Here is a 23,943-nt window from a genome sequence, read left to right on the forward strand (position 1 = left end):
TGACGGGGCATGCCAGCCAGGGTGTCTCGTTCAGGGATCACGGGTAGGAGCCACCTTATGAGTCAGAATACGCTGAAAGTTCATGATTTAAATGAAGATGCGGAATTTGATGAGAACGGAGCAGAGGCTTTTGATGAAAAAGCCTTAGTAGAAGAGGAACCCAGTGATAACGATTTGGCTGAAGAAGAGCTGTTATCGCAGGGCGCCACACAGCGTGTACTGGACGCGACTCAGCTTTACCTTGGGGAGATTGGTTACTCCCCACTGTTAACGGCCGAAGAAGAAGTCTATTTCGCACGTCGTGCTTTGCGTGGTGATGTTGCCTCGCGCCGTCGCATGATTGAAAGTAACTTGCGTCTGGTCGTGAAAATTGCCCGTCGTTACGGCAATCGAGGTCTGGCTCTGCTGGACCTGATTGAAGAGGGCAACTTAGGTCTCATCCGCGCAGTTGAGAAGTTTGACCCGGAACGCGGGTTCCGTTTCTCAACCTACGCGACCTGGTGGATTCGTCAGACCATCGAACGGGCGATTATGAACCAAACCCGTACGATTCGCCTGCCGATTCACATCGTCAAAGAGTTGAACGTCTATCTGCGTACTGCGCGCGAGTTGTCCCATAAACTGGACCACGAGCCAAGCGCGGAAGAGATCGCCGAACAACTTGATAAACCGGTTGATGACGTAAGCCGTATGCTGCGTCTCAACGAGCGCATTACCTCCGTTGACACCCCGTTGGGTGGCGACTCCGAAAAAGCGCTGCTGGACATCCTGGCCGATGAAAAAGACAACGGTCCGGAAGACACCACGCAGGACGATGACATGAAACAGAGCATCGTCAAATGGCTGTTCGAACTGAACGCCAAACAGCGTGAAGTGCTGGCACGTCGTTTCGGTTTACTGGGGTATGAAGCTGCAACACTGGAAGACGTCGGCCGCGAAATTGGCCTGACCCGTGAACGTGTTCGTCAGATTCAGGTTGAAGGTCTGCGCCGCCTGCGTGAAATCCTGCAGGGGCAAGGTCTGAATATCGAAGCGCTGTTCCGCGAATAAGCAATCTTTCATCAAAAAAGGCCCGTCATGAGACGGGCCTTTTTCTTTTGCGTTACGGTTGTGCCGTTTCGTGCAGCAAACGCCACGTTATCTTGCCATCCTTCTGATTGAGCACGGCGGTTGACCAGCGCACATTGACGGGCTGATCCGGGCGAGTTTGCGTTTCCCGGTAGTGAAGCACCGCGCCGTTGGTCCACGTCTGTAACGTCGTTATCTCATCAAGAACAATCTCCAGACCAGGACGGCTGCCGCGCTGAAGGTCCAGGAAACCGACAAGCGCGTTATAGTCAAAATGGACGCCACCTGGGGTGAGCATCATAAAATCCGGCTGAAAGTGGGCAAGCAGGGCATCAACATCCCCTTCGCCCTTACCCAACCAGTTCTCCAGCTTAACGTGAACGTCGATAATGTCCTGTTCGAAATGGGTCATGGTTTCTCCTGTTGCACCTCTGAAAGCACCTGCGTGTTGTTAAGACGAAAGACGTACACGACGGGCAGTAATGTGATGGCCGCAGCAACACTAAACATCCAGTGCCATGCGGCGAGCGGCGTCAAAAACGCCAGTGTCAGGTTCAGCACTTGCGAGAGCAGGAATGTCCCGGCAAAAAAACTGATCTGACGATTAAGATTCCATAGCGCGCTGGCGTCAGGCATATCGTCGCGCGCCGTCGTTAAAAATGCGCTGCTTTGCGCCGTACTGCTGCAAAGACTGCCGCCCGCGCCCATTAACGTAAACGCGACGCCAGGTAACAACACTGTGGTAGTCGGGCTGACGTTAAGCAGCAGTAAAACGCCCAGCGCCTGTAACAGGCAACCCACGACAATGAGAGGCCGGGGACCCACGCGGTTAAAATAACGTCCGGTCGCGGTGATCGCTATAAACGAGGCCAGAGACCATGGCAGCATCAGCATCCCCGTTGCGGCAGGTGTCATGTGCGCCTCGCTCTGAAGATAATACATCCCCGTGACGTTCACCCCAATAAACATGCCGGGTACGCACAAATAGACAAGCATGGAAAAACGCAGCAGCGGGTCGGCCAGCAGGGGCAGGTTTAACAGCCTGCTCGCTTTCACGGGGGGCCTCTCATTCTTAAGCCACACGCAGGCCAGGAAAAACGTCACGGCGGTGACAGGCGTTGTGGCAAAAAATATCCATCGCCAGCTGAGTGCCTGAACCAGCACTCCCCCCACGGCGGGTGAGCATGCAGGCGCAAGCAATGCAACCAGCATGACCGCTGAGGAGAGCCTGGCACGCTCATGGGGTTTAAACTGTTGCCAGGTCAGCGCCTGTCCGACCGGGATCAGTAAACCCCCTCCCATGCCCTGCAGCACTCGCCAGGCAATCAGGCTCTCAAGTGAGGACGACAAACCTGCCGCAACGGAGGCGGCGCTAAAGAGAAAAAGCGAAAGCAGAATGACATGCTTCGGCCCGAGCCTGCACGTCAGCAGGGTGCTGAAGGGGATGACGAGTGTCAGACCGGCAATATAGCCGTTACTGACCCAGGCAAGCGATGAGGGCGTGGTGTTGAACGCCTGAGCCATTGCCGGGAAAGCGACGCTGGCGATAAACATATTAATTAAATCAAGAAAAAAGCCCAGCAGATAGACAACGGCGACTTTGCTGCGATACGACATGGCGGCACCTCCAGTGAGGGGCGTATCGTATCGGGCAGGGAGGTACGGATAAACGTTATAAAGCGCGATATACTGTCAAAAAATTTTTGACAGTAATAGGGCTGACCATGATTAATTTGCAGCGTACCGCGATGTTTGTCGCCGTCGCAGATACCGGCAGTTTCACCGCCGCAGCAGAGGCAATGGGGCTGACAAAAGCGGTGGTCAGCTTCAATATCCGCCAGCTGGAAGATGAACTGGGTGTCACCCTGTTGCTGCGTTCCACCCGCCGACTGACGTTAACCGAGGCAGGGAGGCTTTTCCATCAACGGAGCGTCGCGCTTTTAAAGGACGCGGAACGCCTGAAGGACGACGTCCGTGCAAACCACGCAGGTCTCACGGGGGAGTTGCGGATCACCACCACACCGGAGTATGGCTCGCAGGTTGTGGTCCCGTTACTGGCTGAGTTTAGCCAGCAACACCCGGACCTTCGCGTGCGTCACGTTTCGTCTTCACTGCATGCCGATTTGATTTCAGAGCGCTTCGATGTCGCCATCCGGCTGGGAACCCTTGCCGATTCACGCTACCACGCGGCACTGATAACGCAGTTCACTATTTTCCCCGTAGCGACGCCCGGCTGGCTGCGTAACCATCCTGTAGAATCGCTTGAACAGCTGGCGAAAGCTGACTGGATTATTCATGAGCGCTTAGCCTCGCCGCTGCGCTGGCAGGTGAACGATGCCTGCGGTGAGCCCGCCACGCTGGAAATTAAAAAAGCACCGCGTTTGTTTGCGGACAGTGCTCAGGCGCTGATGGCCTTTGCGCTCGCGGGATGTGGCGTGGCGCTGTTGCCGGCGTGGCTGGTGCGCCATGCGCTTGATGACGGCACGCTGGTGTCGGTTTTACCGGAATATACCTTTGCGCGGCAGGGCATCTATGCGGTTTATCCCGATGCCCCGCATGTGCCTGCGAAAGTGCGCACCTTTATCGACTTTATGCGCACCCGGGTTAACTAGTCGCGCATCATTTTTTTGACGAGTGCGGAGAATTGCGCCCGCTCGTCGTTGCTCAGCCGCCCTAAAAACGCCTCATCCACGTCATTGCCGAGCGGTTTACAGCTGGCAAGCAGCGCTTCACCTTCCGGCGTCAGAAAGACGAAACGACGGCGCTTGTCCGCCGGATCGTGCTCGCGTTTTACCAGTCCACGCGCCTCCATGCGGCTCAGCATCTCCGCGAGCGTCGCCTTTGTGCTGACCGCCACTTCTGTCAGAGCAACTTGCTCAATCCCCGGATTTTCGGCAATAGACCGCAATACCGCGTACTGCGGTTTGGTCAGTTCCGGCAATGCATGTTGCCAACGGGCAGTATGCTGTTGAAAAAGCTGGCGTAACAGGTGAAACGCCTCTTGTCTCAGTTCCATGAACACTCCGACGAAAAATTCTCTCCCTATGATAGCCGCTCTTGCCCAGGATTTTAACGCGGCAATTTTTAGCAATTAATGTGATCGTGTACGAACAATATTGTCAGAAACAGGATCCGGGAGTAACGTACTTAACATGTTCGTATGCGAACGAATTAATTGAGGTGCTGAATGAGATTGATAGTTGGAATGACGGGCGCAACGGGCGCGCCGCTGGGCGTAGCGTTGCTGCAGGCATTACGTGACATGCCGGAGGTGGAGACCCATCTGGTCATGTCGAAATGGGCAAAAACCACCATTGAGCTGGAGACGCCCTACACCGCACAGGATGTGGCTGCGCTGGCCGATGTTGTCCACAGCCCGGCCGATCAGGCTGCCACTATCTCATCCGGCTCGTTTCGCACCGACGGCATGATCGTCATTCCCTGCAGTATGAAAACGCTGGCAGGCATTCGCGCAGGCTACGCCGAAGGACTGGTGGGCCGTGCGGCAGATGTGGTGCTGAAAGAGGGGCGCAAACTGGTGCTGGTTCCTCGTGAAACCCCACTCAGCACCATTCATCTTGAGAATATGCTCGCACTGTCCCGTATGGGCGTGGCAATGGTGCCGCCGATGCCCGCGTATTACAACCACCCGCAGACCGCCGACGATATCACCCATCACATTGTGACCCGCGTGCTCGACCAGTTTGGTCTGGAGCACAAAAAAGCGCGCCGCTGGAACGGGTTGCGGGAAGCAAAACATTTTTCACAGGAGAATAAAGATGGCATTTGATGATTTGAGAAGCTTCCTGCAGGCGCTCGATGAGCAAGGGCAACTGCTGAAAATTGAAGAAGAGGTGAATGCAGAACCGGACCTGGCCGCGGCAGCCAACGCCACAGGCCGTATTGGTGACGGCGCACCGGCGCTGTGGTTCGATAATATTCGCGGGTTTACCGATGCCCGGGTGGTAATGAACACCATTGGTTCCTGGCAGAATCACGCCATTTCTATGGGACTGCCCGCGAACACCCCCGTCAAAAAACAGATTGATGAGTTTATTCGCCGCTGGGATAAATTCCCCGTCACGCCAGAGCGCCGTGCAGATCCCGCCTGGGCTCAAAATACGGTGGAGGGTGAAGGCATTAACCTTTTCGACATCCTGCCGCTGTTCCGTCTGAACGACGGTGACGGCGGTTTTTATCTCGACAAAGCGTGCGTGGTTTCACGCGATCCGCTTGATGCGGATAACTTCGGCAAGCAGAACGTCGGTATCTATCGCATGGAAGTGAAGGGAAAACGCAAGCTGGGTCTGCAACCGGTTCCGATGCACGATATCGCCCTGCATTTGCATAAAGCGGAAGAGCGCGGTGAAGATCTGCCGGTCGCGATTACGCTTGGCAATGATCCGATTATTACACTTATGGGCGCGACGCCGCTGAAATACGATCAATCTGAGTATGAGATGGCCGGTGCGCTGCGCGAAAGCCCCTATCCCATTGCGACGGCACCGCTGACCGGCTTTGATGTACCGTGGGGATCTGAAGTCATTCTGGAAGGGGTGATTGAAGGCCGCAAGCGCGAAATCGAAGGACCCTTTGGTGAGTTTACCGGGCACTACTCTGGTGGCCGTAACATGACGGTGGTGCGTATAGATAAAGTGTCTTACCGCACAAAACCCATTTTTGAATCCCTCTACCTCGGCATGCCGTGGACCGAAATTGACTACCTGATGGGCCCGGCTACCTGTGTACCGCTCTACCAGCAGCTGAAAGCAGAATTTCCGGAAGTGCAGGCGGTCAATGCCATGTATACCCACGGTTTGCTGGCGATTATCTCCACCAAAAAACGCTACGGTGGCTTTGCCCGCGCAGTCGGCTTACGTGCTATGACCACGCCGCACGGCCTGGGCTACGTGAAGATGGTGATTATGGTGGATGAAGACGTTGACCCGTTCAACCTGCCGCAGGTGATGTGGGCGCTGTCCTCGAAGGTGAACCCGGCGGGCGATCTGGTGCAGTTGTCGAATATGTCGGTGCTTGAACTGGACCCGGGCTCCAGCCCGGCAGGCATTACCGACAAACTGATTATTGATGCCACCACGCCTGTTGCACCCGACAACCGGGGCCACTTCAGCCAGCCGGTACAGGATTTACCTGAAACCAAGGCCTGGGCCGAAAAACTGACTGCGATGCTGGCTGCACGCCAATAAGGAGGAAAAGATGATATGTCCACGTTGTGCTGATGAGCATATTGAGGTGATGGCAACATCACCGGTGAAAGGGGTCTGGACTGTCTATCAGTGCCAGCATTGTCTGTATACCTGGCGTGACACAGAGCCGCTACGCCGGACCCACCGCGATCATTATCCGCAAGCGTTTCGCATGACGCAGAAGGATATCGATGACGCACCACAGGTGCCGACGATCCCGCCGTTACTGGCCGACGATAAGCGCTAAAAAAAGCCGGGAGGCGGTTTCGCCTTACCCGGCCTGTTTATTTCAGATACCGCTACTTCCCGGCAGGCCCGGTAAGCATTGCGCCACCGGGTGCAGATTACACCAGGCTTTTCAGGCGATAAATCCACTCCAGCGCCTGACGCGGCGTGAGCGAGTCCGGATCGAGATTTTCCAGCGCCTCAACGGCCGGTGACGTCTCTTCTGCCGGGGCTAGCAACGACATTTGCGTGCCATCAATCTGCGTGGCCGCGGCATTCGGTGACAGGCTCTCCAGCTCACGCAATTTCTGGCGCGCACGTTTGATCACCTCTTTTGGAACCCCCGCCAGCGCGGCCACGGCCAGGCCATAGCTCTTGCTTGCGGCACCATCCTGTACGGTGTGCATAAAGGCGATGGTATCGCCGTGTTCCAGCGCATCAAGGTGGACGTTTGCCACGCCTTCCATCTTTTCTGGCAACTGTGTCAGCTCGAAATAGTGGGTTGCGAACAGCGTCATTGCCTTGATCTTATTGGCAAGGTTTTCAGCGCAGGCCCATGCCAGTGACAGACCATCATAGGTTGATGTTCCGCGCCCGACTTCGTCCATCAACACCAGGCTGTATTCGGTCGCATTATGCAGAATATTGGCGGTTTCGGTCATCTCCACCATAAAGGTTGAGCGACCGCTGGCCAGATCGTCCGCTGCCCCGACACGAGTAAAGATACGGTCGATAGGGCCAATCTCCACTTTTTGCGCAGGAACGTAGCTGCCGATATAGGCGAGCAGAGCGATAAGCGCTGTCTGGCGCATATAGGTACTTTTACCGCCCATGTTTGGACCGGTAATGATCAGCATTCTTCTCTGTGGCGACAGGCTTAGCGGGTTGGCGATGAACGGCTCGTTCAGCACCCGTTCCACAACCGGATGACGGCCTTCGGTGATGCGAATACCGGGTTTATCGGTAAAGGTCGGGCAGGTGTAGTTCAGCGTTTCAGCGCGTTCTGCCAGGTTGACCAGCACGTCCAGCTCTGCCAGCGCACTGGCGCTTGACTGCAGGTCTGCAAGGTGCGGCATCAGCATGTCGAACAGCTCTTCATACAGCTGTTTCTCCAGCGCCAGCGCCTTGCCTTTCGAGGTGAGAACTTTGTCCTCGTACTCTTTCAGTTCAGGGATAATGTAACGCTCAGCGTTTTTCAGCGTCTGGCGGCGCACGTAGTGGATGGGGGCCAGATGGCTTTGTCCACGGCTGATCTGAATGTAGTAACCATGAACCGCGTTATAGCCCACTTTGAGGGTATCGAGCCCAAGGCGTTCGCGCTCGCGAATTTCCAGCTTATCCAGGTAGTCCGTGGCACCGTCGGCCAGCGCACGCCATTCATCCAGCTCTTCGTTGTAGCCCGGGGCAATTACGCCGCCGTCACGCACCAGAACCGGAGGTGCGTCAATAATGGCGCGTTCAAGCAGCTCGCGCAGCTCGCTAAATTCACCCATGGTTTCACGCAGTTTCTGCACCGGCGCGCTATCCACATCGGCGAGCAGGCTGCGCAATTCCGGCAACTGCTGGAAGGCATGACGCATGCGGGCGAGGTCGCGCGGACGCGCCGTACGCAGCGCCAGACGCGCAAGAATACGCTCCAGATCGCCAACCTGGCGCAGCACGGGCTGCAGTTCACTGTAGCGATCCTGCAACGCGGCAATCGTCTGCTGACGACAGGTAAGCGTCCCGGTATCGCGAATGGGCATATGCAGCCAGCGTTTTAACATACGGCTACCCATCGGCGTCACCGTGCTGTCGAGGACAGAAGCGAGGGTGTTTTCCACGCCTCCGGCCAGATTCTGGGTGATCTCCAGATTACGACGCGTCGCGGCATCCATAATGATGCTGTCCTGCTGCCGCTCCATCGTGATCGAGCGGATATGCGGCAGGGTGGTGCGCTGGGTATCTTTGACGTACTGCAGCAGGCAACCCGCGGCACACAGTCCGCGCGGGGCATTTTCCACACCAAAGCCAATCAGATCGCGGGTGCCAAACTGCAGATTCAACTGCTGGCGCGCGGTATCAATTTCGAACTCCCACAGCGGACGACGGCGCAGACCGCGGCGGCCTTCAATCAGCGCCATCTCGGCAAAATCTTCGGCATAGAGCAGTTCTGCCGGGTTCGTGCGCTGTAATTCAGCCGCCATCGTTTCACGATCTGCCGGTTCACTCAGACGAAAACGTCCGGAGCTGATATCCAGCGTCGCATAACCGAAACCTTTGCCGTCCTGCCACAGTGCCGCCAGCAGGTTATCCTGGCGCTCCTGCAGCAGGGCTTCGTCGCTGATCGTACCAGGCGTGACGATGCGCACGACTTTGCGCTCAACCGGCCCTTTTGAGGTTGCCGGATCGCCGATCTGTTCGCAGATGGCGACTGACTCACCCTGATTCACCAGTTTCGCAAGGTAGTTTTCTACCGCGTGATGCGGAATACCGGCCATGGGAATGGGCTCGCCTGCAGATGCGCCACGCCGGGTCAGCGAGATGTCGAGCAGCTGCGACGCACGTCTGGCATCGTCATAAAATAGCTCGTAAAAATCGCCCATACGGTAGAACAGCAAGATTTCCGGATGCTGTGCTTTCAGCTTCAGGTACTGCTGCATCATCGGCGTATGTGCGTCGAAATTGTCGATTGTGCTCATGGAGTTATGATGTCCATTTCTTTGAAAATAATACGCTTTGGGCGGCTCAGTGGCCGTTAGTTCCTTCTATTGTCGCATGAAAAAAAGGTACGGCGCAGAAAAATGTCGCGGCATTACGAGGTGCCTTCCTGCACTAACTCAATGACAATTTTTCCATGCTCAACCCCCACTCTGACCTGCGAATGGGTGGTAAACCCCGCTTTTTCAAGCCAGTCGCCCTTTAAGCTCAGCGCCGCATGCACGCTGTAGCGTTTGGGTATCTTGGTGTTACGGTCTTCATGACGCTTTCTGAAATACCCCACTTTCAAATGACGATAGGATTTGGTGATAGCGATCTCGTGCATACGGCCTCCGGACAACGTGGACAAGGGTCATTCCTGATGCTGTATAAAATACCAGTGATTTACTGCAGGTGTGGGCTTAATACTGGAATCAGCCTTCAGAAAACAGAATGCAACACCTGAAATCAGTAGCTGAAAGGCGTATTATAAATGCACTTTATTATCTGGTGAGCCGTTATGTCCGGAAAACGCATTACACGTGAGAAAGAGACGATCGCGAAAATGATCGCGCTGTATGAAACACAGTGTCCCCAGGCTTCGCAGGAAGAGGGGCATTATCAGGCGCTGAAAGCGTATGCCAATAAGCGCCTGGATAAATGCGTTTTTGGTGAGGAAAAACCCGCCTGTAAACAGTGCCCCGTTCACTGCTATCAGCCTGCCAGGCGCGAAGAGATGAAGCAGGTGATGCGCTGGGCTGGCCCACGTATGTTATGGCGTCATCCCATCCTGACGGTACGCCACCTGATGGATGACCGTCGCCCGGTGCCGGAATTACCGGAAAAGTATCGCCCGAAAAAGTAACCGTTCAGGCGCTTCGCTGACAACCGTATCCCAACGCCTGCATGCGGGATCTCAGCCAGAATGACGCTACACCAGGCTCTCTTTATCAATCCCGAGACGTTTCATGCGCGAGAGCAGCGTGGTGCGTTTTAGTCCCAGACGTTGGGCTGCACCTTTCGGCCCGGCCACGACACCGTTAGTCTCTTTCAGCACGCGCATGATCAGCTGATATTCGTCTTCACCTTCCTGCGCCACGTCGGTGGCTGTAACCGGGGTTTCGGGCAGGGAAACTTCGGGCAGGGAGAGTTGCAGTACGTTACCGCGCGTCAGCAATACCGCACGTTCAATGACGTTTTCCAGTTCACGGACGTTACCCGGCCACTCCATCGAGGAGAGGGTACGTAGCGTCTCGGCGGGGATACTGTCGATGTTGCGGCCCATCCGGCGGGCTATTTTGGCGGTAAACGCTTTGACCAGCAGAGGGATATCTTCCGGCCGTTCACGCAGGGGCGGCAGGCAGATTGGGAAGACGTTCAGGCGATAATAGAGGTCGCTTCGAAACTCGCGGTCGGCGACCATTTTTTTCAGATCGCGGTTGGTGGCGGCAATGAGTCGGACGTCAGTCTGGATAAGTTTGTTACTGCCAAGACGTTCAAACTCCTGCTCCTGCAGGACGCGAAGCAGTTTGGGCTGCAGCTCCAGAGGCATGTCGCCCACTTCATCAAGGAACAACGAGCTTTTGTCCGCCAGCTCGAAACGGCCCAGGCGCTGGCTGCTGGCACCGGTAAACGCGCCGCGTTCGTGGCCAAAGAGATCGCTTTCCAGCAGGCCTGCGGGCATAGCGGCGCAGTTCATCTTCACCATGCGGCGGCTGTTACGGTTGCTGAGGTTGTGGATCGCACGGGCAATCAGCTCTTTACCGGTGCCGGTTTCACCGAGGATCAGCACCGTACTGTCACTTTGCGCCACCATCTCCACCTGTTTCAGCACGCTGTACATGGCATCGCTGCGGCCGATGATTTCGCCAAACTCGCTGTCCACGTTGTTAAGCTGTTCCGTCAGCGCCAGGTTTTCATCCACCAGCCGTTCTTTCAGACGGTGGATCTCCTGATAGGCCAGCGCGTTATCCAGTGCGATGGAGATACGCTCGGCAATCTGGCGCAACAGTTTCAGGTTGGCGGTGGTAAAGACGCCCTCTTCACACTGCGCCAGCTTCAGGACACCAAGCATAGTATTGCCGGACATCAGCGGCAGCAGGCACAGCGTCTGGATTTTATTCCCCCAGGTGTTAAACAGCATCCGCTCATAAGGCGCGAGCGCATCCTGCTCGTTGAGGTTGAGCAGCAGGATCTCTTTGCTTTTAAATACCCGCTCAGAGAGCGTGCCCGCCTCATCCACTTCACTCTGTTCGTGGGCGGGGTTTGCCTCATCAAGATAGTGGGTGGAGTAGATGTTCAGCTTGCCTTTCCGGTGCCCCCGGAGCGCAATACTGATGGCGTCGATTTTGAAATAGTGGTGGATCTCTTTTGAGACTTCGCTGACCAGCTCATCCATATCGAGGCGCGAAAGCACCGCGTTGGTGATGGCCACCAGGATCCGGAAATTGTCACGTTCGCGGCTCAGCAGGTCGTAATCCACATTATTGGTGACGCGGCTTTGAATTTGCTCTGCGACCACGGCCACAATCTGGGTGAAGGTGTGCAGACGCTCGTATTCCGCCTCGCTCCACGGCTGGTCGGTGTGACGAATAAACTCGCAGCCGCCGAAGATATGCCCTTCCACCGCCAGTGGCAGCAGGCTGTAGTGGCCGAAAGGCGGGTATAACTGACTCTGCGCCAGCATCGGCCACGCTTCGCGGAATTCCTCAAAATTGCAGTGCAGCGCCTCCGGGCGGGAAAGAATACGCCGGACAGGACCATGAGCGAGGTAGGTTTCATCCTCGTACTCAAACGCTTTGCCATTGTCGCGCGTTGAATAGTAGCTCGCGCGATGGCTTGCGCTATGCCAGAGCACAATTGCGGCGCTGTCTGCCAGCGCTGATTGCCTGACCAGCCGCGTCAGGGCATCGCTCAGCGCGCCAAGATCGGGCTGCTGTAAAAGTGTGCGCGTAATGTCAAACAGGCCCTGCTGTCCAAGATCGCTCATCGGTGTATACGGCATATTGCTTTCCAATAGAAACTGGCAAAAAAGAGAAAGTCAGTGCTGACCGCTTTTGGCGCGGTTCTAGCAAATGCGGGGTAAAGGTTCCGCGTGCGGCAGATCCAGCGTCCGCTTGACGCCATACAACCCGGTCAGGCGCACCCCTTTGCGCTCAACCACTTCACCAATCAGCGCGGCCTCTTTCCCGAAAGGATGTGCCCGCAGCTGTTCAAGTACGGATTCGGCCGCCGCGCGCTCCACGCCAATGACCAGCTTGCCTTCATTTGCAAAGTTTAGCGGGTCGAGCCCGAGGAGTTCGCACAAGCCGCGAACGGCAGGCTTAACGGGCAGCGCGCGTTCAGTGAGTTCGATACCCAGACCGCAGCGCGCCGCGAACTCATGTACCACGGCGTTAACCCCGCCGCGGGTCGCATCGCGCAGGGCTTTCACGCCTGGAAGGGAACGCAGGGTCTGGATAAGCGGAGTCAGTACCGCGCAATCACTGCGTAATTCTCCGTCCAGCCCCAGGCCTTCACGCAGGTTCAGGATCGTCGCCCCGTGGCAGCCCAGCGATCCGCTGACGATCAGCACGTCGCCGACGGCAAGCTGCTGCGCGCCCCAGTGAATGTCGGCAGGGATCGCCCCCATGCCGGCGGTATTGATGAACAGTTTGTCGGCTGCGCCACGCTGGACCACTTTGGTGTCGCCGGTGACGATGGCGATACCCGCCTCGCGTGCCGTGTGCGCCATGCTGCTGACGACCGCAGAGAGCGTCTCCATCGGCAGCCCCTCTTCAAGGATAAAGCCGCAGGAGAGAAAGCGCGGAACAGCACCGCTGACGGCCACGTCGTTTGCCGTACCGCAGACCGCGAGCTTGCCGATATCGCCGCCCGGGAAGAACAGCGGGTCAATCACGTAGCTGTCGGTGGAAAAGGCCAGCCTGTCGCCCTGCGCGGTCAGGGTGGAGAGGTCAATGCGGGCCTGATCCTCCTGCTCCGCCAGCCAGGGGTTATCAAACGCGTCCATAAACAGACGGTTAATCAGCTGCTGCATCGCCAGGCCGCCGCTGCCGTGTGCCATTTCAACCGTATTCATGCTTCAGACTCCTGATTGCGATACTGATACCACGCGGCACACGCCCCTTCGGAAGAGACCATCAGCGCGCCAAAAGCCGTTTGCGGGTTACAGGTGTTGCCAAATAACGGGCAGTGATGGGGTTTGCATTTGCCGGTGAGCACTTCGCCACAGCGGGCCCGCGGGTCGTCACACACCTGTTGCGGCTGCGGGCGGAAGTGGGCTTCGGCGTCGAACGACCGGTAGGCTGGCGTCAGGCGCACGCCGGACTCTGCAATCAGCCCCAGACCACGCCATTCGCTGTCGCCCTCGACGCTAAATACCTCGGCTATCGCCTGCTGGGCCACCACATTTCCACTGTCGGGGACGACACGGCGGTACTGATTTTCTACTGCACTCTGGGCTGCTATTTTCTGCTCAACCAGCATGGTCACGCCTTGCAGTAGATCAAGAGGTTCGAAACCAGCCACCACTAAAGGCCGTTCGAACTGTTCAGCGATAAAGCCGTAGGCCGCCGTCCCGATAACCATGCTGACATGGCCCGGCGCCAGAAAAGCGTCAATTCCGTTGTCCGGCTCTTCAAGCAGGCTGCGTAACGTCGGGATGAGCGTAATGTGCTGGCAAAAAAAGAAAAAGTTATCAATGTTGCGGGCTTTGGCCTGCTGCAGCGTGATGGCCGTGGCGGGCATGGTGGTTTCAAAACCAAGCCCGAAAAAGACGACCTTGCGGCCGGGGTTATGGGTGGCCAGCGTCAGGGCATCCATCGGCGAGTACACGATCCTGATATCTGCGCCCCGGGCTTTTGCCTGCAGCAGCGAGCCGTTTTTGCCCGGCACGCGCATCGCATCGCCAAAGGTACAGAAAATCACGTCAGGCTGGTGGGCTATCTCAAGGCAGGCGTCGATGCGTCCCATCGGCAGGACGCACACCGGGCAGCCGGGGCCATGGATAAACTCGATGTTTTCCGGCAGAAGCTGGTCGAGGCCAAATTTAAAGATGGCATGCGTATGCCCGCCACAGACTTCCATAATACGCAGCGGCTTTTCGGCGGTATAGCTCAGCCGTGCCGCCCGTGTTTTCAGATGTTCAATCAGCTGCATCACCTGCTCAGGCGCGCGATATTCATCAACGTAGCGCATGGTTTACCGCTCCTCGCCGTACAGCAATGCCCCGACGTCCGGCTCCACGTCGAACATATTCTGAAGGGCATCGAGCGTGTCGCGGGCCTCCGCTTCGTTGATGATGCTCATGGCAAACCCCACGTGCACCAGCACCCACTGACCGAGGCGTGAGGCGCCGGTTTCGTCGGTGCTGCCGACGAGCGTCAGGTCGACGTCGCGCAATATGCCACACACCTCAACGCGGGCCTGATTCCCGTCAATGGCGTGAATTTGTCCGGGGACGCCTATGCACATCGTTCGCTCTCCAGCCAGTTCAGCCAGGCGTCCATCCCGTCACCGCGGGTTGCGGACACCAGCATGATGTCAATATCCGGGTTCACTTCACGGGCATAGGCCATGCATTTGTCCACGTCGAAATTCAGGTACGGCAGCAGGTCAACTTTGTTCAGCAACATCAGCGAAGCGGCGGCAAACATATGCGGATATTTAAGCGGCTTGTCTTCACCTTCGGTCACCGAGAGCACCGCGACCTTATGTCGCTCACCGAGATCGAAGCTGGCTGGACAGACCAGGTTGCCCACGTTCTCAATAAACAGGATGCCGTTGTCCGCCAGCGGCAAGCGCGGCGTGGCGTCGGCAATCATTTGTGCATCCAGATGGCAGCCTTTACCCGTATTAACCTGAATGGCGGGCGTGCCGGTTTCGCGAATACGCGCGGCGTCGTTCACCGTCTGCTGATCGCCTTCGATGACCGCGCAGGAGATGCGCCCGTTCAGGCGGTGGAGCGTTTGTGTCAGCAGCGTGGTTTTGCCGGAGCCGGGGCTGGAGACCAGGTTCAGGACCAGCTGTTTACGCGTGGCAAAGCGGGCGCGGTTGCGTGCTGCAATCTGGTTGTTTTTATCCAGAACGTTGATTTCCACCTCCAGCATCTGACGCTGGCTGAGCCCCGGCGCGTGGGTACCGGCGACGCCATGCCCGTAATGCAGGTCGCCCGCAGCGGAGTGTCGGGGGGCGAAGGTGATACCGGTTAATGCCGCTGCAGGACGAGGGGCAGGTGAAAAGGGTGCGGAGCGAAACGCGGCGTGAGGACGGTGTTCATCCCCTTCTATATACAGGTTGCCTTCAGCGCAACCGCAGGTACTACACATATTTTACTCCTTCTCGATTTCGAGACGTTGGATCTGCATGCCGTCATCCGCCACGATGCGAAGCTCGCTGCTCTGGCACTGCGGACAGCGCTGAACCTTCGATGAAAGCAGAGTGACGTATTGCTGACACTGCGCGCACCAGCACTCCGCCTGCTGTTCTTCAATATGCAGTTCACAGCCTTCCGCCAGCGTGCCGCGGCACACCAGCTCAAAGCAGAAGGTCAGGGCGCTGGTTTCAACGCAGGAAAAGGCCCCGACCTGTAGCCAGACGCCGGTGACGCGTTTCGCATTGTTTGCCCGCGCCTGCTGTTCAATTAACTCGACGGCCCGCTGGCAGAGGGTGATTTCGTGCATGACGCCTCCTCAATGAATTGCCCCGATAATGCAATAACGGTGCCAGCTTGATTTTTGTTAAGGCGTGACGATGTCAATGCTGTCGAAATGACACGTCGACACGGCGTGATTGACACGCTTCCTTTGATTAAAATAGTTAAAAATCAATATATTAAAAACTGGCATGGAATCTGCTTAACAGCCGCTATCTCCATTAACCGGATACCTTTTATGACTATTTGGGAAATTAGCGAAAAAGCGGATTACATTGCGCAGCGCCATCAGCAGTTACAGGAGCAGTGGCACCTTTACTGCAACTCTCTGGTTCAGGGCATCACCCTGTCAAAAGCCCGTCTTCACCACGCCATGAGCTGTGCAGCGCAGGGGGATATGCGCTTTGTGCTCTTCGGCCATTTCACGATAAACGTCACCCTGGCAGACACCTTCAACAGCCACACCATCGAGTACTACGTCGAAACAAAAGAAGGTGAAAAACAGTGTATTGCGAAGGCGCAGTTGATGGCCGACGGGATGGTCGATGGTCACGTCAGTAACCGCGATCGCCAGCAGGTGCTGGAGCACTATCTGGAAAAAATCGCGCCGGTTTATAACGGCCTGTACGCCGCTGTTGAACACGATCTCCCGGTCAACCTGAAACAGCTGATGGATGGAAATCCCTCAGCGAACGTGGCCTGACCATTGCGTGTCGAGAAGTGTCGACAAGACAGTTTTTCGTCAAAAATGACTATCACCAGAGGATGACCCGGTGAACCGTTTTGTAATTGCTGACTCGACGGTCTGTATTGGCTGTCGAACCTGTGAGGCGGCCTGTTCGGAAACGCACCGTCAGCACGGGCTACAGTCCATGCCGCGCCTGCGCGTCATGCGTAATGAAAAAGAGTCTGCGCCGCAGCTCTGCCACCACTGTGAAGATGCCCCCTGCGCGGGAGTCTGTCCTGTTAATGCCATCACCCGTGTCGAGGGTGCAGTGCAGCTGAATGAAAGTCTGTGCGTGAGCTGCAAACTGTGCGGCATTGCCTGTCCGTTCGGCGCGATTGAATTTTCCGGCAGCCGTCCGCTGCATATCCCGGCGAATGCCAACTCCCCGAAAGCGCCGCCAGCGCCACCTGCGCCGGCGAAGGTGAGCACGCTGCTTGACTGGGTTCCCGGCGTGCGTGCCGTTGCGGTCAAATGCGACCTGTGCAGCTTTGATGAACAAGGGCCAGCCTGTGTGCGCACCTGCCCGACGAAGGCGCTGATTCTGGTCAATATTCGCGACATCGTTCGCACCAGTAAACGTAAGCGTGAGCTGACCATTAACAGTGATTTCGGCGATCTTTCTCTGCTTCAGGCGCTGAACGAGGGGGCGAAATGAACGCGGTGATGATGATTACCAGCGCGGTGGCCTATTTTGCCGCCGCCGCTGTGTTGGCCTTGATCTTCTCTTTCCATAAAACCCTGAGCGGCTGGATAGCCGGTATCGGCGGGGCGGTTGGCAGCGTGATGACGCTGGTGGCCGGTGGCCTCGTGTTAACAGGCGGACAATCCGTCGAAGCGGTGATGCCGCTGATACGGCACACCGTTGAAATTACGCCGCTGAATGCCATTTGGCTGGTGACCTTTGGTCTGTGCGGCGTGTTTATCAGCCTGTTTAATATTGACTGGCACCGCCATCAGCACACTCAGCCCAACGGTCTGCTGGTCAATCTGCTGATGGCCGCGGCGGTCTGTACCGTGACTGCCAGCAACCTCGGCGCGCTGGTGGTGATGGCCGAGATCATGGCGCTGTGCGGCGTATTCCTTACGGGCTGTAGCACCTCCGGCAAACTGTGGTTTGCGCTGGGGCGTCTTGGCACGTTGCTGCTGGCACTGGCCTGCTGGCTGGTGTGGCAGCGCTTCGGCACGCTGGACTTCTCCGTCCTTAACGGTCAGTCGCTGGGGAATGATGTCTGGCTCCTTGGCGTGATCGGCTTTGGCCTGCTGGCCGGGATTATCCCGCTGCACGGCTGGGTGCCACAGGCACATGCACATGCCTCCGCGCCTGCCGCAGCGCTCTTCTCGACGGTTGTCATGAAGGTTGGTCTGTTCGGCATTCTGACGATAACGCTCACCGGTGGGCAGCCGCCGCTGTGGTGGGGCGTTGTGCTGCTGGTCGCCGGGATGATCACCGCCTTCATCGGCGGCCTGTACGCCCTGATGGAGCACAATATTCAGCGTCTGCTGGCGTACCACACCCTTGAGAACATCGGCATTATCCTGCTGGGTATTGGCGCAGGCGTTACCGGGCTGGCGCTCAATCAACCGGCGCTGATTGCGGCCGGCTTTATCGGCGGCCTGTATCACCTGATCAACCACAGCCTGTTTAAAAGCGCCCTGTTCCTCGGGGCAGGTAGCGTCTGGTTCCGCACCGGTCATCGCGATATCGAAAAACTCGGCGGCATCGGCAAAAAAATGCCCGTTATCTCTCTGTGCATGCTGGTGGGGCTGATGGCAATGGCTGCGCTGCCACCGCTGAACGGCTTTGCCGGCGAGTGGGTTATCTATCAGTCCTTCTTCGCACTCGGTCAGAGCGAGGTGTTTATCGCCCGGTTGCTCGGCCCGCTGCTGGCGGTTGGGCTGGCGATAACCGGTGCGCTGGCGGTGATGTGTATGGCTAAAGTCTACGGCGTGACCTTTCTGGGTGCACCGCGCACGCGTGAGGCCGAAAACGCCTGCTGTGCACCGGCATTGATGGGGGCGAGCGTTGTCGCGCTGGCGCTGTGCTGCATCGCGGGCGGGGTAGCTGCCCCGTGGCTTCTTCCGCTGTTGGGTAACGCCATTCCTCTGCCGCTCACCACGGCGCATACCACGGTGTCCCAGCCGATGATTGCGCTGCTGCTGATTGCCGCGCCGCTGCTGCCGTTCGTGCTGATGCTGTTCTTCAGACGCGACCGCCTCTCCTCTCGAGCACGCGGTACCGCCTGGGCTTGCGGTTACGCACACGAGCAATCCATGGTGATCACAGCGCACGGCTTTGCCATGCCGGTCAAAGAGAACTTTGCCGCGGTGCTGAAACTGCGGGACTGGCTTAACCCGGTGGGGTGGGTGCCGGGCTGGCAGAGCGCTGCCGTGCCCGTGCTGTTCCGCCGACTGGCGTTGATCGAGCTGGCGGTACTGGTTGTGATTGTGATTTCACGAGGAGCCTGACATGAGTCTGTTACTGGCAATACTTCAGGCGCTGGTGCTATTTGCCATGGCGCCGTTGCTCTCCGGGGTGAGCCGCGTGGCGCGTGCCCGGATGCATAACCGTCGCGGGCCTGGTGTACTCCAGGAGTACCGTGATTTGTTCAAGCTGATGGGACGTCAGAGCGTTTCCCCGGACGCGGCAGGATGGGTCTTTCGCCTGACACCGTTTGTGCTGGCTGGCGTCATGCTCACCATCGCCACGGCGTTACCGGTCGTCACCGTCGGATCGCCGCTGCCGGTGCTGGGCGATCTCATTACGCTTATCTACCTCTTCGCCATCGCGCGCTTCTTCTTCGCGATTGCCGGCCTCGATACCGGCAGCCCGTTTACCGGGATTGGTGCCAGCCGCGAGGCCATGCTCGGCGTGCTGGTTGAGCCGATCCTGCTGCTCGGCCTGTGGGGCGCCGCGCAGGTCGCGGGGTCAACCCATATCAGCTTTATCACTCATACCGTGTATCACTGGCCCGTGGACCGTTCCCTTCCGTTGCTTTTGGCGCTCTGCGCCTGCGCATTCGCGACGTTTATCGAGATGGGCAAACTGCCGTTCGACCTCGCGGAAGCGGAGCAGGAGCTGCAGGAAGGTCCGTTGACCGAGTACAGCGGTTACGGCTTTGCGGTGCTGAAATGGGGCATCAGCCTCAAACAGCTGGTAGTGCTGCAGATGTTTGTCGGTGTCTTCTTCCCGTGGGGGCAGATGACGCACTTTTCCGCGGCCGGTCTGGTGCTGGCGGTGGTCGTTGCCGCGCTCAAGCTACTTGTCGGCGTGCTGGTGATTGCCCTGTTTGAGAACAGCATGGCGCGTCTGCGTTTTGTGGCGACGTCGCGCATCACCTGGGCCGGTTTTGGTTTTGCATTTTTAGCGTTCGTCTCCATGCTGGTGGCGTGATTAAAGAGAGTTTTTATGTCTGAAGAAAAGAAAGGTCAGCAGTATCTCGCCGCGTTGCACCAGGCCTTCCCGGGCGTGGTGCTGGAGGAGTCCTGGCAAACCAAAGACCAGATAACGGTGACCGTGAAAGTGAACTACCTGCCGGAAGTGGTGGAGTTTCTTTACTACCAGCAGGGTGGCTGGCTGTCGGTGTTGTTCGGCAACGACGAGCGTCAGCTGTGCGGAAACTATGCGGTTTACTACGTGATGTCGATGGAGCAGGGCGAGAAGTGCTGGCTCACCGTGCGTGTCGAAGTGGATCCCAACAAACCGGAATACCCGTCTGTCACCCCGCGCGTGCCCGCCGCCGTCTGGGGCGAGCGCGAAGTGCGCGATATGTATGGTCTGGTCCCGGTTGGGCTTCCGGATGAGCGCCGTCTGGTGCTGCCGGACGACTGGCCAGACGAACTCTATCCCCTGCGCAAAGACAGCATGGATTACCGTCAGCGTCCGGCCCCGACCACCGACAGTGAGACTTACGCGTTCATCAATGAGCTTGGCAGCAAAAAGAACAACGTGGTGCCGATAGGCCCGCTGCACGTCACGTCTGACGAGCCGGGCCACTTCCGCCTGTTTGTCGACGGCGAGAATATTATTGATGCCGACTACCGCCTGTTCTACGTCCATCGCGGGATGGAAAAACTGGCGGAAACCCGGATGGGATATAACGAAGTGACGTTCCTCTCTGACCGCGTGTGCGGCATCTGCGGGTTTGCCCACAGTACCGCCTACACCACCTCGGTGGAGAACGGCATGGGGATTGTGGTGCCGGAACGCGCGCAGATGATCCGCGCCATCCTGCTGGAAGTGGAGCGTCTGCACTCGCACCTGCTGAACCTCGGTCTGGCCTGTCACTTTGTCGGTTTTGACTCCGGCTTTATGCAGTTTTTCCGCGTACGTGAAGCCTCCATGAAGATGGCGGAAATCCTGACCGGGGCGCGTAAAACGTACGGTCTGAACCTGATCGGCGGGATTCGTCGCGATCTGCTGAAAGATGACATGATCCAGACCCGCCAGCTGGCGCAGCAGATGCGTCGCGACGTTCAGGAGCTGGTGGATATGCTGCTCAGCACGCCGAACATTGAGCAGCGTACCGTCGGTATTGGCCAGCTGGATCCGCAAATCGCCCGCGATTTCAGTAACGTTGGCCCCATGGTTCGTGCCAGCGGCCACGCCCGCGATACCCGCGCCGATCATCCGTTCGTCGGCTACGGCCTGCTGCCTATGACCGTGCACAGCGAGCAGGGCTGCGACGTTATTTCGCGTCTGAAGGTGCGTATCAACGAGGTATTCACCGCGCTGAACATGATCGACTTCGGTCTGGATAATCTGCCAGGCGGTCCGCTGATGGTTGAGGGCTTCACCTACATTCCAAACCGCTTCGCGCTGGGGTTTGCCGAAGCCCCGCGTGGAGACGATATCCACTGGAGCATGACCGGTGACAACCAGAAGCTCTACCGCTGGCGCTGCCGTGCGGCAACCTACGCCAACTGGCCAACCCTGCGCTACATGCTGCGCGGCAATACGGTATCCGATGCGCCGCTGATCATTGGCAGCCTCGATCCGTGCTACTCCTGCACCGACCGCATGACGGTGGTGGATGTGCGCAAGAAGAAAAGCCAGGTGGTGCCGTACAAAGAGCTGGAGCGCTACAGCATCGAGCGTAAGAACTCGCCGCTGAAATAGGGGATTTTGTGCAGGCTGATGCCCTCACCCTGACCCTCTTTTTGACGAGAGATCCGGGGTGCGGAGCACAGGCAGCACATAAGCAGGAGTCAACATGTTTACCTTCATCAAAAAAGTGATCAAAACCGGGACGGTGACCAGTCGCTATCCGCTGGAGCCGATGCCGGTCGATAAAAACTTTCGCGGCAAGCCGGAGCACAACCCGCAGCAGTGCATCGGCTGTGCTGCCTGCGTTAACGCCTGCCCGTCAAATGCCCTGACGGTGGAAACCGATCTGAAAACGGGCGAGCTGGCCTGGCAGTTCAACCTCGGGCGCTGCATTTTCTGCGGCCGCTGCGAGGAAGTTTGCCCGACGGTGGCGATCCGTCTTTCGCAGGAGTACGAGCTGGCGGTCTGGAAGAAAGAGGATTTCTTGCAGCAGTCGCGTTTCGCGCTGTGCAACTGCCGTGTCTGCAAACGCCCGTTTGCCGTACAAAAAGAGATCGACTACGCCATCGCGCTGTTGCAGCACAACGGTGATGCCCGCGCGGAGCATCATCGCGAAAGCTTTGAAACCTGCCCGGACTGCAAACGGCAGAAATGCCTGCTGCCGTCGGACCGCATCGATATTACCCGTCATATGAGAGAGGCCAGCTGATGGAAAACCTGATCGGCCCACGCGACGCTAACGGCATTCCGGTGCCGATGACGGTGGAGGAATCCATCGCCAGCATGAAGGCCTCGCTGCTGAAAAACATTAAACGTTCGGCCTATGTGTACCGCGTGGACTGCGGCGGCTGCAACGGCTGTGAGATTGAGATCTTTGCCACGCTGTCGCCCCTGTTCGACGCCGAACGCTTCGGTATTAAAGTGGTGCCTTCGCCGCGTCATGCGGACATTTTGCTGTTTACCGGTGCCGTTACCCGTGCCATGAGATCGCCAGCATTACGTGCCTGGCAGTCCGCACCGGATCCAAAAATCTGTATCTCTTACGGTGCCTGCGGCAACAGCGGCGGCATCTTCCATGACCTGTACTGCGTCTGGGGCGGCACCGATAAAATTGTTCCGGTGGATGTCTACATTCCCGGTTGTCCGCCAACGCCTGCGGCCACGCTGTACGGTTTTGCCATGGCGCTCGGGCTGCTGGAGCAGAAAATACATGCCCGTGAACCGGGTGAGCGCGACAACCAGGCTGCCGCAATTCTGCACCCGGATATGGTGCAGCCGCTGCGCGTGAAGGTCGATCGCACGGCGCGCCGGCTCGCGGGGTATCGCTATGGTCGCCAGATTGCCGACGATTATCTGCGTCTGCTGAGCCAGGGCGATCATCAGGTCACGCGCTGGCTGGAGGCGGAAAACGATCCTCGTCTTAATGAGATCGTCGCGAACCTGAATCAGGTGGTGGAAGAGGCGCGTATCCGATGAGTGAAACGGTGGTGTTCAGTCAGCTGAGCCGTAAGTTTATTGATGAGAACGATGCCACGCCGGATGCGGCGCAGCAGGTGGTCTATTACAGCCTGGCCATTGGGCATCACCTCGGGGTGATAGATTGTCTCGAAACGGCATTAAGCTGCCCGTGGCCTGACTATCTGGCGTGGATCGCCACGCTGGCGGAGGGCAGTATGGCGCGCCGCAAAATGGAAGGCGTGCCGAAGTACGGTGAGATCGTTATCGACGCCAACCACATTGCGATGCTCGCCAGTGCTTTCGACGCCGCGCTGAGCGTGCAAACCCCACAGCAGCAGGCCTGGAGCAAAATTTTGCTCAGCATGCTGCATGATATTCATCAGGAGAGTGCCATCTACCTGATGGTGAGGAGATTACGTGACTGATGTTTTACTGTGTGTCGGCAACAGCATGATGGGCGACGACGGCGTGGGCCCGCTGCTTGCACAAATGTGTGCCGCGCATCCGCAGGGCGAATGGGTGGTTATTGACGGCGGCAGCGCACCGGAAAACGATGTGGTGGCGATCCGTGAGCTGCACCCGGACAGGCTGCTGATTGTGGATGCAACCGATATGGGACTTAATCCGGGGGAAACCCGCCTGATTGATCCGGATGACATCGCCGAGATGTTTATGATGACCACCCACAATATGCCGCTGAACTATCTGGTCGATCAGATTAAAGACGATGTGGGAGAGGTATTGTTTCTGGGCATTCAGCCGGACATCGTTGGGTTTTATTATCCGATGACGCCGCCGGTGAAAGAGGCCGTCGAAGAGGTTTACTCCCGGCTTGCCGGATGGCGTGGGGACGGCGGTTTTTCCCGACTGTGAGCAGTGCCGG

General features: G+C 57.6%; 26 protein-coding genes. 15 read left to right on the forward strand and 11 right to left on the reverse strand.

The window, feature by feature from the left end; all coding sequences use genetic code 11:
• Nucleotides 1-57 precede the first annotated feature (57 nt).
• Nucleotides 58-1,050: an RNA polymerase sigma factor RpoS gene (rpoS, locus tag QRN24_RS11385; RefSeq protein ID WP_013098493.1), complete on the forward strand. Its 993-nt coding sequence runs from the start codon at nt 58-60 to the stop codon at nt 1,048-1,050.
• Nucleotides 1,051-1,102: 52 nt separating this feature from the next.
• Here the strand turns inward: rpoS and QRN24_RS11390 are convergent, their stop codons facing one another.
• Together QRN24_RS11390 and QRN24_RS11395 are read right to left on the reverse strand one after the other, a co-directional pair.
• Nucleotides 1,103-1,480 (reverse strand): DUF4440 domain-containing protein, encoded by a 378-nt coding sequence (locus tag QRN24_RS11390; protein WP_284942722.1) that lies wholly within the window; start codon nt 1,478-1,480, stop codon nt 1,103-1,105.
• Complete coding sequence (locus tag QRN24_RS11395) at nt 1,477-2,685, reverse strand: MFS transporter (RefSeq protein WP_284942723.1); 1,209 nt, start codon at nt 2,683-2,685, stop codon at nt 1,477-1,479. Before QRN24_RS11395 ends, QRN24_RS11390 begins: the two co-directional genes overlap by 4 nt.
• Before the next feature lie 107 nt (nt 2,686-2,792).
• Here QRN24_RS11395 and QRN24_RS11400 point away from each other — a divergent pair, with 107 nt between their 5' ends.
• The gene (locus QRN24_RS11400; protein ID WP_279257798.1) at nt 2,793-3,680 is read left to right on the forward strand and encodes a LysR family transcriptional regulator; all 888 of its coding nucleotides are present in this window, start codon (nt 2,793-2,795) and stop codon (nt 3,678-3,680) included.
• Here QRN24_RS11400 and QRN24_RS11405 read toward each other — a convergent pair.
• Nucleotides 3,677-4,084, reverse strand: coding sequence for a MarR family winged helix-turn-helix transcriptional regulator (locus tag QRN24_RS11405; RefSeq protein ID WP_020883824.1), 408 nt, complete (start codon nt 4,082-4,084; stop codon nt 3,677-3,679). The genes QRN24_RS11400 and QRN24_RS11405 overlap by 4 nt on opposite strands.
• Before the next feature lie 171 nt (nt 4,085-4,255).
• Between QRN24_RS11405 and QRN24_RS11410 the strand changes: the two genes are divergently transcribed.
• The 3 genes from QRN24_RS11410 to QRN24_RS11420 are packed head-to-tail and all read left to right on the forward strand — an operon-like array spanning nt 4,256 to nt 6,522.
• On the forward strand, nt 4,256-4,858 hold the full coding sequence (locus QRN24_RS11410) for a non-oxidative hydroxyarylic acid decarboxylases subunit B (protein WP_014171383.1): 603 nt from the start codon (nt 4,256-4,258) through the stop codon (nt 4,856-4,858).
• The gene (locus QRN24_RS11415; RefSeq protein WP_014171382.1) at nt 4,848-6,275 is read left to right on the forward strand and encodes a non-oxidative hydroxyarylic acid decarboxylases subunit C; all 1,428 of its coding nucleotides are present in this window, start codon (nt 4,848-4,850) and stop codon (nt 6,273-6,275) included. Before QRN24_RS11410 ends, QRN24_RS11415 begins: the two co-directional genes overlap by 11 nt.
• Nucleotides 6,276-6,285: 10 nt before the next feature.
• Entirely contained in the window at nt 6,286-6,522 is a 237-nt protein-coding gene (locus QRN24_RS11420; RefSeq protein ID WP_014171381.1) for a non-oxidative hydroxyarylic acid decarboxylases subunit D, read from the forward strand.
• Between the two features lie 97 nt (nt 6,523-6,619).
• Here the strand turns inward: QRN24_RS11420 and mutS are convergent, their stop codons facing one another.
• Nucleotides 6,620-9,181, reverse strand: a complete 2,562-nt coding sequence (gene mutS, locus QRN24_RS11425; protein ID WP_121339778.1) for a DNA mismatch repair protein MutS — start codon at nt 9,179-9,181, stop codon at nt 6,620-6,622.
• Nucleotides 9,182-9,294: 113 nt separating this feature from the next.
• Entirely contained in the window at nt 9,295-9,525 is a 231-nt protein-coding gene (locus QRN24_RS11430; protein WP_020883826.1) for a SymE family type I addiction module toxin, read from the reverse strand.
• Nucleotides 9,526-9,699: 174 nt separating this feature from the next.
• On the opposite strand from QRN24_RS11430, the gene QRN24_RS11435 reads away from it, so the two are divergent.
• A complete protein-coding gene (locus QRN24_RS11435; RefSeq protein WP_040018915.1) occupies nt 9,700-10,044 on the forward strand; it encodes a nitrous oxide-stimulated promoter family protein in 345 nt (114 codons plus the stop codon).
• 66 nt (nt 10,045-10,110) lie between these two features.
• Here the strand turns inward: QRN24_RS11435 and flhA are convergent, their stop codons facing one another.
• The 6 genes from flhA to hypA all read right to left on the reverse strand — a co-directional run bounded on the left by flhA (nt 10,111) and on the right by hypA (nt 15,859).
• A complete protein-coding gene (flhA, locus tag QRN24_RS11440) occupies nt 10,111-12,183 on the reverse strand; it encodes a formate hydrogenlyase transcriptional activator FlhA (protein ID WP_020883827.1) in 2,073 nt (690 codons plus the stop codon).
• Between the two features lie 63 nt (nt 12,184-12,246).
• Nucleotides 12,247-13,257: a hydrogenase expression/formation protein HypE gene (hypE, locus tag QRN24_RS11445; protein ID WP_044865615.1), complete on the reverse strand. Its 1,011-nt coding sequence runs from the start codon at nt 13,255-13,257 to the stop codon at nt 12,247-12,249.
• The gene (gene hypD, locus QRN24_RS11450) at nt 13,254-14,375 is read right to left on the reverse strand and encodes a hydrogenase formation protein HypD (protein WP_020883829.1); all 1,122 of its coding nucleotides are present in this window, start codon (nt 14,373-14,375) and stop codon (nt 13,254-13,256) included. The genes hypE and hypD overlap by 4 nt, the downstream gene beginning before the upstream one ends.
• Before the next feature lie 3 nt (nt 14,376-14,378).
• Entirely contained in the window at nt 14,379-14,651 is a 273-nt protein-coding gene (locus QRN24_RS11455; RefSeq protein ID WP_014171373.1) for a HypC/HybG/HupF family hydrogenase formation chaperone, read from the reverse strand.
• Nucleotides 14,642-15,505, reverse strand: a complete 864-nt coding sequence (gene hypB, locus QRN24_RS11460) for a hydrogenase nickel incorporation protein HypB (RefSeq protein WP_063925532.1) — start codon at nt 15,503-15,505, stop codon at nt 14,642-14,644. The genes QRN24_RS11455 and hypB overlap by 10 nt, the downstream gene beginning before the upstream one ends.
• A gap of 3 nt (nt 15,506-15,508) precedes the next feature.
• Nucleotides 15,509-15,859: a hydrogenase maturation nickel metallochaperone HypA gene (hypA, locus tag QRN24_RS11465; protein ID WP_014171370.1), complete on the reverse strand. Its 351-nt coding sequence runs from the start codon at nt 15,857-15,859 to the stop codon at nt 15,509-15,511.
• 210 nt (nt 15,860-16,069) lie between these two features.
• Between hypA and hycA the strand changes: the two genes are divergently transcribed.
• From hycA to hycI, 9 genes are all read left to right on the forward strand, one after another.
• Nucleotides 16,070-16,534 (forward strand): formate hydrogenlyase regulator HycA, encoded by a 465-nt coding sequence (hycA, locus tag QRN24_RS11470; protein WP_032680403.1) that lies wholly within the window; start codon nt 16,070-16,072, stop codon nt 16,532-16,534.
• 70 nt (nt 16,535-16,604) lie between these two features.
• Nucleotides 16,605-17,213 (forward strand): 4Fe-4S dicluster domain-containing protein, encoded by a 609-nt coding sequence (locus QRN24_RS11475; protein ID WP_014171368.1) that lies wholly within the window; start codon nt 16,605-16,607, stop codon nt 17,211-17,213.
• Entirely contained in the window at nt 17,210-19,024 is a 1,815-nt protein-coding gene (hycC, locus tag QRN24_RS11480) for a formate hydrogenlyase subunit 3 (RefSeq protein ID WP_284942724.1), read from the forward strand. Before QRN24_RS11475 ends, hycC begins: the two co-directional genes overlap by 4 nt.
• A gap of 1 nt (nt 19,025) precedes the next feature.
• The gene (locus QRN24_RS11485; protein ID WP_284942725.1) at nt 19,026-19,949 is read left to right on the forward strand and encodes a respiratory chain complex I subunit 1 family protein; all 924 of its coding nucleotides are present in this window, start codon (nt 19,026-19,028) and stop codon (nt 19,947-19,949) included.
• 15 nt (nt 19,950-19,964) lie between these two features.
• A complete protein-coding gene (locus tag QRN24_RS11490; RefSeq protein WP_126488063.1) occupies nt 19,965-21,674 on the forward strand; it encodes a hydrogenase large subunit in 1,710 nt (569 codons plus the stop codon).
• A gap of 94 nt (nt 21,675-21,768) precedes the next feature.
• Nucleotides 21,769-22,311, forward strand: coding sequence for a formate hydrogenlyase complex iron-sulfur subunit (locus QRN24_RS11495; protein ID WP_014171363.1), 543 nt, complete (start codon nt 21,769-21,771; stop codon nt 22,309-22,311).
• On the forward strand, nt 22,311-23,078 hold the full coding sequence (locus QRN24_RS11500; protein ID WP_014171362.1) for an NADH-quinone oxidoreductase subunit B family protein: 768 nt from the start codon (nt 22,311-22,313) through the stop codon (nt 23,076-23,078). Before QRN24_RS11495 ends, QRN24_RS11500 begins: the two co-directional genes overlap by 1 nt.
• Nucleotides 23,075-23,485, forward strand: coding sequence for a formate hydrogenlyase maturation HycH family protein (locus tag QRN24_RS11505; protein ID WP_121339775.1), 411 nt, complete (start codon nt 23,075-23,077; stop codon nt 23,483-23,485). Before QRN24_RS11500 ends, QRN24_RS11505 begins: the two co-directional genes overlap by 4 nt.
• Nucleotides 23,478-23,933: a hydrogenase maturation peptidase HycI gene (gene hycI / locus QRN24_RS11510; protein ID WP_284942726.1), complete on the forward strand. Its 456-nt coding sequence runs from the start codon at nt 23,478-23,480 to the stop codon at nt 23,931-23,933. The genes QRN24_RS11505 and hycI overlap by 8 nt, the downstream gene beginning before the upstream one ends.
• The last annotated feature ends 10 nt before the right edge of the window (nt 23,934-23,943 follow it).

The organism is Enterobacter sp. MEB024, from assembly GCF_030209635.1.
Lineage (GTDB): Bacteria > Pseudomonadota > Gammaproteobacteria > Enterobacterales > Enterobacteriaceae > Enterobacter > Enterobacter ludwigii.

Coding starts and splice junctions, on each gene's coding strand:
- QRN24_RS11415 (WP_014171382.1), top strand. CDS start 4,848: ATGGCATTTGATGATTTGAGAAGCTTCCTGCAGGCGCTCGATGAGCAA.
- hypD (WP_020883829.1), bottom strand. CDS start 14,375: ATGCGCTACGTTGATGAATATCGCGCGCCTGAGCAGGTGATGCAGCTG.
- QRN24_RS11430 (WP_020883826.1), bottom strand. CDS start 9,525: ATGCACGAGATCGCTATCACCAAATCCTATCGTCATTTGAAAGTGGGG.
- QRN24_RS11400 (WP_279257798.1), top strand. CDS start 2,793: ATGATTAATTTGCAGCGTACCGCGATGTTTGTCGCCGTCGCAGATACC.
- QRN24_RS11435 (WP_040018915.1), top strand. CDS start 9,700: ATGTCCGGAAAACGCATTACACGTGAGAAAGAGACGATCGCGAAAATG.
- QRN24_RS11485 (WP_284942725.1), top strand. CDS start 19,026: ATGAGTCTGTTACTGGCAATACTTCAGGCGCTGGTGCTATTTGCCATG.
- QRN24_RS11390 (WP_284942722.1), bottom strand. CDS start 1,480: ATGACCCATTTCGAACAGGACATTATCGACGTTCACGTTAAGCTGGAG.
- QRN24_RS11410 (WP_014171383.1), top strand. CDS start 4,256: ATGAGATTGATAGTTGGAATGACGGGCGCAACGGGCGCGCCGCTGGGC.
- hycA (WP_032680403.1), top strand. CDS start 16,070: ATGACTATTTGGGAAATTAGCGAAAAAGCGGATTACATTGCGCAGCGC.
- hypE (WP_044865615.1), bottom strand. CDS start 13,257: ATGAATACGGTTGAAATGGCACACGGCAGCGGCGGCCTGGCGATGCAG.
- QRN24_RS11490 (WP_126488063.1), top strand. CDS start 19,965: ATGTCTGAAGAAAAGAAAGGTCAGCAGTATCTCGCCGCGTTGCACCAG.
- hycC (WP_284942724.1), top strand. CDS start 17,210: ATGAACGCGGTGATGATGATTACCAGCGCGGTGGCCTATTTTGCCGCC.
- QRN24_RS11405 (WP_020883824.1), bottom strand. CDS start 4,084: ATGGAACTGAGACAAGAGGCGTTTCACCTGTTACGCCAGCTTTTTCAA.
- QRN24_RS11455 (WP_014171373.1), bottom strand. CDS start 14,651: ATGTGCATAGGCGTCCCCGGACAAATTCACGCCATTGACGGGAATCAG.
- QRN24_RS11500 (WP_014171362.1), top strand. CDS start 22,311: ATGGAAAACCTGATCGGCCCACGCGACGCTAACGGCATTCCGGTGCCG.
- QRN24_RS11420 (WP_014171381.1), top strand. CDS start 6,286: ATGATATGTCCACGTTGTGCTGATGAGCATATTGAGGTGATGGCAACA.
- QRN24_RS11395 (WP_284942723.1), bottom strand. CDS start 2,685: ATGTCGTATCGCAGCAAAGTCGCCGTTGTCTATCTGCTGGGCTTTTTT.
- QRN24_RS11495 (WP_014171363.1), top strand. CDS start 21,769: ATGTTTACCTTCATCAAAAAAGTGATCAAAACCGGGACGGTGACCAGT.
- hypB (WP_063925532.1), bottom strand. CDS start 15,505: ATGTGTAGTACCTGCGGTTGCGCTGAAGGCAACCTGTATATAGAAGGG.
- mutS (WP_121339778.1), bottom strand. CDS start 9,181: ATGAGCACAATCGACAATTTCGACGCACATACGCCGATGATGCAGCAG.
- hypA (WP_014171370.1), bottom strand. CDS start 15,859: ATGCACGAAATCACCCTCTGCCAGCGGGCCGTCGAGTTAATTGAACAG.
- flhA (WP_020883827.1), bottom strand. CDS start 12,183: ATGCCGTATACACCGATGAGCGATCTTGGACAGCAGGGCCTGTTTGAC.
- QRN24_RS11505 (WP_121339775.1), top strand. CDS start 23,075: ATGAGTGAAACGGTGGTGTTCAGTCAGCTGAGCCGTAAGTTTATTGAT.
- rpoS (WP_013098493.1), top strand. CDS start 58: ATGAGTCAGAATACGCTGAAAGTTCATGATTTAAATGAAGATGCGGAA.